5 protein-coding genes are annotated in these 6,460 nt (G+C 69.4%); 1 reads left to right on the forward strand and 4 read right to left on the reverse strand.

Annotated features, from left to right (window positions below; translation table 11 throughout):
• Positions 1-161 precede the first annotated feature (161 nt).
• Positions 162-1,172, reverse strand: a complete 1,011-nt coding sequence (locus tag MFF40_RS22930; RefSeq protein WP_238262357.1) for a 1-aminocyclopropane-1-carboxylate deaminase — start codon at positions 1,170-1,172, stop codon at positions 162-164.
• A 197-nt stretch (positions 1,173-1,369) separates the two neighbouring features.
• Between MFF40_RS22930 and MFF40_RS22935 the strand changes: the two genes are divergently transcribed.
• Positions 1,370-1,834, forward strand: a complete 465-nt coding sequence (locus MFF40_RS22935; protein ID WP_238262359.1) for an Lrp/AsnC family transcriptional regulator — start codon at positions 1,370-1,372, stop codon at positions 1,832-1,834.
• Between the two features lie 268 nt (positions 1,835-2,102).
• Here MFF40_RS22935 and MFF40_RS22940 read toward each other — a convergent pair whose 3' ends face one another.
• The 3 genes from MFF40_RS22940 to MFF40_RS22950 all read right to left on the reverse strand — a co-directional run bounded on the left by MFF40_RS22940 (position 2,103) and on the right by MFF40_RS22950 (position 5,634).
• Positions 2,103-3,446, reverse strand: coding sequence for a replication-associated recombination protein A (locus MFF40_RS22940; protein WP_238262361.1), 1,344 nt, complete (start codon positions 3,444-3,446; stop codon positions 2,103-2,105).
• A gap of 85 nt (positions 3,447-3,531) precedes the next feature.
• Positions 3,532-4,989, reverse strand: a complete 1,458-nt coding sequence (locus MFF40_RS22945) for a Do family serine endopeptidase (RefSeq protein WP_147899491.1) — start codon at positions 4,987-4,989, stop codon at positions 3,532-3,534.
• 141 nt (positions 4,990-5,130) lie between these two features.
• A complete protein-coding gene (locus MFF40_RS22950) occupies positions 5,131-5,634 on the reverse strand; it encodes a Ros/MucR family transcriptional regulator (protein WP_238262362.1) in 504 nt (167 codons plus the stop codon).
• Between the last annotated feature and the right edge of the window lie 826 nt (positions 5,635-6,460).

Genomic DNA, 6,460 nt, shown 5'->3' on the forward strand with positions numbered 1-6,460 from the left:
CACACCCTAAGGGGTGGCAGACCAGAGCACCCCCGCAGAAGCACCCCCACACGGCCCCCCGCGTCGTGGGGGGCCCGTTTCGGAACCACGCGTTTTTACGAGGCCCGGGCGCCTCAGGATGAGGGGGCTGATGGGAGAGGCGGTTCGGCGGCTGGTCGGCCTCAGCCGTTGCGGAACGTGTAGCTGTAGCCGTTCAGCGCCGGCGCGCCGCCGAGATGCGCGTAGAGGATCTTCGCGCCCTTCGGGAAGAACCCCTTCTTCACGAGGTCGATCATGCCCTGCATGGATTTGCCCTCGTAGACCGGGTCTGTGATCATCCCCTCGAGCCGGGCCGAGAGCCGGATCGCCTCGACGGTCTCCTGCGAGGGCACGCCGTAGACCGGGTAGGCGTAATCGGCGTTGAGCACGACGTCGTCGGCGACGATGTCGCCCGCGCCGACCAGGGCGGCGGTGTTCTGGGCGATCTCGAGCACCTGGGCCTTGGTCTGGGCCGGGGTGCAGGAGGCGTCGATGCCGATGACGTTGCGGGCGCGCCCGTCGGCCGCGAAGCCCACCAGCATGCCGGCATGGGTCGAGCCGGTCACCGTGCAGACCACCACGTAGTCGAACGCCAAGCCCATCTCGGCCTCCTGGGCCCGGACCTCCTCGGCGAAGCCGACATAGCCGAGCCCGCCGTACTTGTGCACCGAGGCGCCGGCCGGGATCGCGTAGGGCTTGCCGCCCTCGGCCTCGACCTCGGCGAGCGCGCGCTTCCAGCTGTCGCGGATGCCGATGTCGAAGCCGTCATCCACGAGCTGCGTCTGGGCGCCCATGATCCGCGACAGGAGGATGTTGCCGACCCGGTCGTAGACGGCATCCTCGTGGGGCACCCAGGCCTCCTGGATCAGCCGGCACTTCATGCCGATCTTGGCGGCCACCGCCGCGACCATGCGGGTGTGGTTCGACTGCACGCCGCCGATCGAGACCAGGGTGTCGGCGCCGCTCTTGATCGCGTCCGGCACGATGTATTCGAGCTTGCGCAGCTTGTTGCCGCCATAGGCCAGGCCCGAATTGCAATCCTCGCGCTTGGCGTAGATCTCGACCGCATCCCCCAGATGGGCCGAGAGCCGCTTGAGCGGCTCGATCGGCGTCGGGCCGAAGGTCAGGGGATAGCGCTCGAAGTCTTGCAGCATCGGGTCTCTCCGGGTCTTCCGGCCGCCGGGATCGTTTTCCACCCGGCGCGGCCGCCTTCGGGTTACGGCAGAAAACTAACCCGGATCGCCTGAAAGGTGCTCTCGATCTTGGCCTGCCGATGGCCCTCTGCTTGCATCGATTGCCGCAACGGACGAGAAATCGTCCGGAAAGTCGCAAAAAACTGAAAGAAACTACCATGCTCGCAGGGCTCGATCGGATCGACCTCAAAATCCTGCGCCTGCTGCAGGCGGATGGGCGCATGGCCAATGCCGAGATCGCCGAGCGCTCCGGCACCAGCACGGCGACCTGCCATCGCCGGATCCAACGCCTGTTCACGGACGGATTCGTGCGGGCGGTCCGGGCGCTGGTCGATCCGGCCCGGGTCGGCCGGGGCACCCTGGTCTTCGTCGGCGTCGTGCTCGACCGCTCGACGCCGGAGAGCTTTTCGGAGTTCGAGGCCGCGGTGCGGGCGATCCCCGTGCTGCTCGACTGCCACCTCGTGGCCGGCGACTTCGACTACATCCTGAAGGTCCGCGTCTCCGACATGGCCGACTTCAACCGCCTCCACAGCGCCACGCTGATCGGCCTGCCGGGGGTGCGCCAGACCCGCACGTTCTTCGTGATGAAGGAGGTCATCGACAACGCGCCGCTGGACCTGTGAGGCGGAACCGGGTTTCAGGATTATCGGCGGCCGCCGCCGGGCATAGCGCGATGGACGACGCGCGCCCCTTTCCCGGACAGGTGGAGCGAAGCGGAACCTGGTCCGGGATCCAGCACACAGAGCGCCGCGCAGCGGCACAGGATGACATCGCGGTGGCGCAGGCGGACGCTTCGCGTCGTCTTGTGCTGGATCCCGGGTCGCATTCCGCTGACGCTCCACGCGCCCGGGAAAGGGACGGCGCGCAGGCCATGCCCCTCGCAGTTCCGCCCTACCCCTCCCCGCGCCGCTCCTTGCGCAGGGCCTCCCAGCGGGCGAGGCGCTCGGCCAGGCGGGTCTCGTAGCCGCGCTCCGTGGGCGCGTAGAGGTGCTGGCGCCCGAGCGCGTCGGGCCAGTAATCCTGGCCCGAGAAGGCGTCGGGCTCGTCGTGGTCGTAGCGGTAGCCCTCGCCGTAGCCGATCCGCTTCATCAGCTTGGTCGGCGCGTTGAGGATGGTGCGGGGCGGGGCCAGGGAGCCGGCCTCCTTGGCGAGCCGCGTGGCGGCCTTGTAGGCGGTGTAGACCGCGTTCGATTTCGGCGCGCAGGCCAGGTAGATCGCGGCCTGCGCCAGAGCGAGCTCGCCCTCGGGGCTGCCGAGGAAGTCGAACGCGTCCTTGGCGGCGTTGGCGACCACCAGGGCCTGCGGGTCGGCGAGCCCGATATCCTCCACCGCCATGCGGACCAGCCGGCGGGCGATGAACAGCCGGTCCTCGCCGGCATCGAGCATCCGGCACAGATAGTAGAGCGCCGCGTCCGGATCGGAGCCGCGCACGGTCTTATGCAGGGCCGAGATCAGGTTGTAATGGCCCTCCTGGGCCTTGTCGTAGATCGGCGCCCGCCGCTGCACGATCTCCTGCAACGCCTCGGCGTCGAGGGTCTCCCCCGGCCTGGCCGAGCGCCAGACCTCCTCGGCGAGCGTCAACGCCGCGCGGCCGTCGCCGTCGGCCATCCGGACCAGCACGCCCCGCGCCTCCTCGGTGAGCGGCAGGGCTTGGCCCGTCAGCGCCTCGGCCCGGACCAGCAGCCGCGCGATCGCGCCCGGGTCGAGGGCCCGGAACAGCAGCACCCGGGCCCGCGACAGCAGGGCGGCGTTGAGCTCGAAGGACGGGTTCTCCGTGGTGGCGCCGACCAGCGTGACGGTGCCGTCCTCCATCACCGGCAGGAAGGCGTCGAGCTGCGCCCGGTTGAACCGGTGGATCTCGTCGACGAACAGCAGGGTCGCCTGCCCGGTCGCCCGGCGCTTGCGCGCGGCCTCGAACACCTTGCGCAGGTCGGGCACGCCCGAGAAGATCGCCGAGATCTGCTCGAAATGCAGGTCGGTGCCCTGGGCCAGGAGCCGCGCCACCGTGGTCTTGCCGGTGCCGGGCGGCCCCCAGAAGATCAGCGAGCCGAGGCTCTTTCCGCGCAGCAGCCGGGTGAGGCTGCCGCCCTCCCCGGTCAGGTGCTCCTGGCCGACGACCTCAGCCAGGCTTTGGGGGCGCAGCCGGTCCGCGAGCGGGCGGCTGGCCTCCGCGACGGGGGCGTGGCCGGAATCCGGTGCCGCTGGGGGCTCGGCGGAGGCGAACAGGTCGGACATCCGCGCATCAACACCGGGCGCGGGCGGGGGCGCAACCCGGGAGCCGAGCCTTGCCCACGGCCATCAGCCGGATCCTCCGTCCGGCTCAGCCCCCGAACACCGAGGTCATGATCTCGCCGTTGCGGTTGATCACCACCTCCCAGGAATTGAGGGTGTTGCGGGTGACCCGGTCCAGGTCCTTGGTGGTCGCCACCGGCACGCCGTTGACCGCCACGATGATGTCGCCCTTCTGCAGGCCGAGCCGGCTGGCGATGGAGGTCTCGTCCACCGCCTGCACGGCCACGCCCTCGGCCGGGAAGTCGACCTGCAGCTCCTCGGCCACCGCCGGCGAGGTGTTGACCAGGCTCGCGCCCTGGAACGGCGAGCGGGTCTTCACCTTCAGCACGTCGCGCGGGCGCGTCTCCGGGGCGGGGGCGAGCTTGACCGCGACCGTCTGGCGGGCCGTGCCGCGCAGGATCCCGAAGCGGGTCTGGCCCTGGACGCCCTTGAGGGCGAAGCGGTAGCCGAACGCCTCCGGGTCGGCGACCTCCTGGCCGTCGATGGTCAGGATCAGGTCGCCGCGCTTCAGGCCGGCCTCGTCCGCGGGGCTTTTGGGCTGCAGGCTCGCCACCAGGACGCCGGTCGGATGGTCGAGGCCCATGCTGTCGGCGATGTCGGGGGTCACGCTCTGGATGCGCGCGCCGAGCCAGGGCCGGCGCACCACGCTCGCCCCGTCGCGGGCCGCGTCGACCACCGCCTTGACCATGCCGACGGGGATCGCGAAGCCGATGCCGTGGCTGCCGCCGGATTGCGAGTAGATCGCCGTGTTGATGCCGACCAGCTGGCCGCGCAGGTCGACCAGGGCCCCGCCCGAATTGCCCGGATTGATCGCGGCGTCGGTCTGGATGAAGTACTGGTAGTCCGCCGAGCCGACCTGGGTCCGCGCCAGCGCCGACACGATGCCCTGCGTCACGGTCTGGCCGACCCCGAACGGGTTGCCGATCGCCATCACGAAGTCGCCGACCTCCAGGGCGTCGGCATCGCCGAACGGCATCGGCACCAGCCCCTTCGGGGCCTCCTTGAGCTTGAGCACCGCGAGGTCGGTGCGGGTGTCGCGCATCACGATCGTCGCCTCGAACTCCCGGCGGTCCGAGAGCGCGATGCGGACCTCGTTCATGTTGTCGATGACGTGGTTGTTGGTGATCACGAGGCCGTCGGCATCGACCAGCACGCCGGAGCCGAGCGACCGCTGGGCCCGGTCACCCCTGGGGCCGCGGCCGCCCTCCGGCTCGCCGAAGAAGCGGCGCATGAACTCGTCCATGGCGCTGGCGCGCGCGGTGGAGCGCTTCTCGACATGGGAGGCGTAGACGTTGACCACCGAGGGCGCGGCCCGCTTCACCACCGGGGCGAAGGACAGCTGGACGTCGCTCCGGCTGAGGGGCACCGCCTTGGCCGTCCCCTCCTTGGGGGCGGCGGGAGCCTCCGTGCGGGCCATCTGCGCCCCGGCGGGGCCGGCGGCCAGCAGGGTCGCGACGAGGGCGGGCAGGACGGGGCGGATCAGCATGCAAGGGCTCCGGCGGCAGGTCGGGCGCGCCGTCCGGATCGGCGGCGGCACGCCGTGCGGCCTTACGCTATCGGAGCCGATTGCGGCAGGCCCGCGACACCGTCGCCGGACGAGCCGGGCAGGCCCGGCCGTCAGGGCCGTTCAGGCGTCTTCCTTGCGGCGCGCACTGCGCTTCTTGGTCGGCTGTTCGGGGGCCTGCGCGACCGGCTCGGGCTGGGCGGTCGGCGGCGCGGCGGATGTCCGGCGCTGCTGGCCGAGGCCGAGCGAGCGGGCGAGCTGCGAGCGCTGCGCGGAATAGCTCTGGGCGGTCATCGGGTAGTCGGCATCGAGGCCCCACTTGGCGCGATAGGCCTCCGGGGTCAGGCCGCGCAGGGTGAGGTGGCGGCGCAGGGTCTTGTAGGGCTTCCCGTCCTCGAACGAGATCAGGTAGTCGGGCGTCACCGAACGCCGGATCTCCTGTGTGGTCGCCTTGCTGGGGGCTGCGACGGCCGCGCCGCCGGTGTGGACGTCCTGGATCGCGCCGTGGATGTCGCTGAGCAGTTTCGGCAGATCCGCGCTTTGCACGTGGTTGTTGCTCACATAGGCCGAGACGATCTCGGATGCGAGCGTAACGAAGCGGCTCCTGTCGCCATCGCGTTGAGTCATATCGTGTGCGCCGCCTTCTCGTGATGTCCAAACTGGCCAGAACGCAAGAACAGCGTTGCGATCCTGAGGGCCGATACAATCGCTTTTCAATGACCCGTCAAGTCTCAAATTCGATATCGCGATATACATTCAGAAACAGGCCAAGAACAGGTGCATTGGACAACCAACCTCAAGGAAAATAATAGCCCGCCATCTTGCTTGTGCGCAATCGAACCCGATCGGGCTCATGATCGGTTGGAGATGATCCGTCATCAACTGAGAGGATCTGGCTGGAGGATGGGAAATAAAGACCGTGTCTCAGACGAAATCGATATTCGGCTCGGCATTCGTACTGCAATGCGGAACGCCGGCATCACCGGGCGGCTGTGGCAGGGATTCTCGGCGCAACTCCAGCGTGCTTTTTCGCGTCGCGACCGGGAGGCTACAGCAATCCCCGCCTGTCACATCGGACGCCCCGACCGCGGCTCTGTGAGCACGCCGCGTGGACATGCCCTGGCTGTCGGGGGCGACGCACGGCGCCCGTCCCAGGCCGATCGCGCGGGCCGGTTGATAAGCGAGATCGGATCGGACTTGAGACCGCTTCGGAGCGCGGCTGGGCGGCCTGTTCGAAGCGGTCGAGCGGTCAGGCCGAGAGGGAACAGCCCATCACGCCGCAGCGTCACGGCTCAAAACCGTCCGCTCGACAGACCGCCTCGGCAAGCGAAGCCCCGATCACGAAAAACCCGGTCCGCGCGAGCGGGCCGGGTTTTTGGTGGTGGTCGGGTGGTCGGAAGGGATTTGGTTGCGGGGACAGGATTTGAACCTGTGACCTTCAGGTTATGAGCCT

Source organism: Methylobacterium mesophilicum, assembly GCF_022179445.1.
In the GTDB taxonomy this organism is placed as follows: domain Bacteria; phylum Pseudomonadota; class Alphaproteobacteria; order Rhizobiales; family Beijerinckiaceae; genus Methylobacterium; species Methylobacterium mesophilicum.

What these genes read in the sequence shown, in the direction of transcription:
- MFF40_RS22930 (WP_238262357.1), bottom strand. Translation starts at nt 1,172, where the DNA reads ATGCTGCAAGACTTCGAGCGCTATCCCCTGACCTTCGGCCCGACGCCG.
- MFF40_RS22935 (WP_238262359.1), top strand. Translation starts at nt 1,370, where the DNA reads ATGCTCGCAGGGCTCGATCGGATCGACCTCAAAATCCTGCGCCTGCTG.
- MFF40_RS22940 (WP_238262361.1), bottom strand. Translation starts at nt 3,446, where the DNA reads ATGTCCGACCTGTTCGCCTCCGCCGAGCCCCCAGCGGCACCGGATTCC.
- MFF40_RS22945 (WP_147899491.1), bottom strand. Translation starts at nt 4,989, where the DNA reads ATGCTGATCCGCCCCGTCCTGCCCGCCCTCGTCGCGACCCTGCTGGCC.
- MFF40_RS22950 (WP_238262362.1), bottom strand. Translation starts at nt 5,634, where the DNA reads ATGACTCAACGCGATGGCGACAGGAGCCGCTTCGTTACGCTCGCATCC.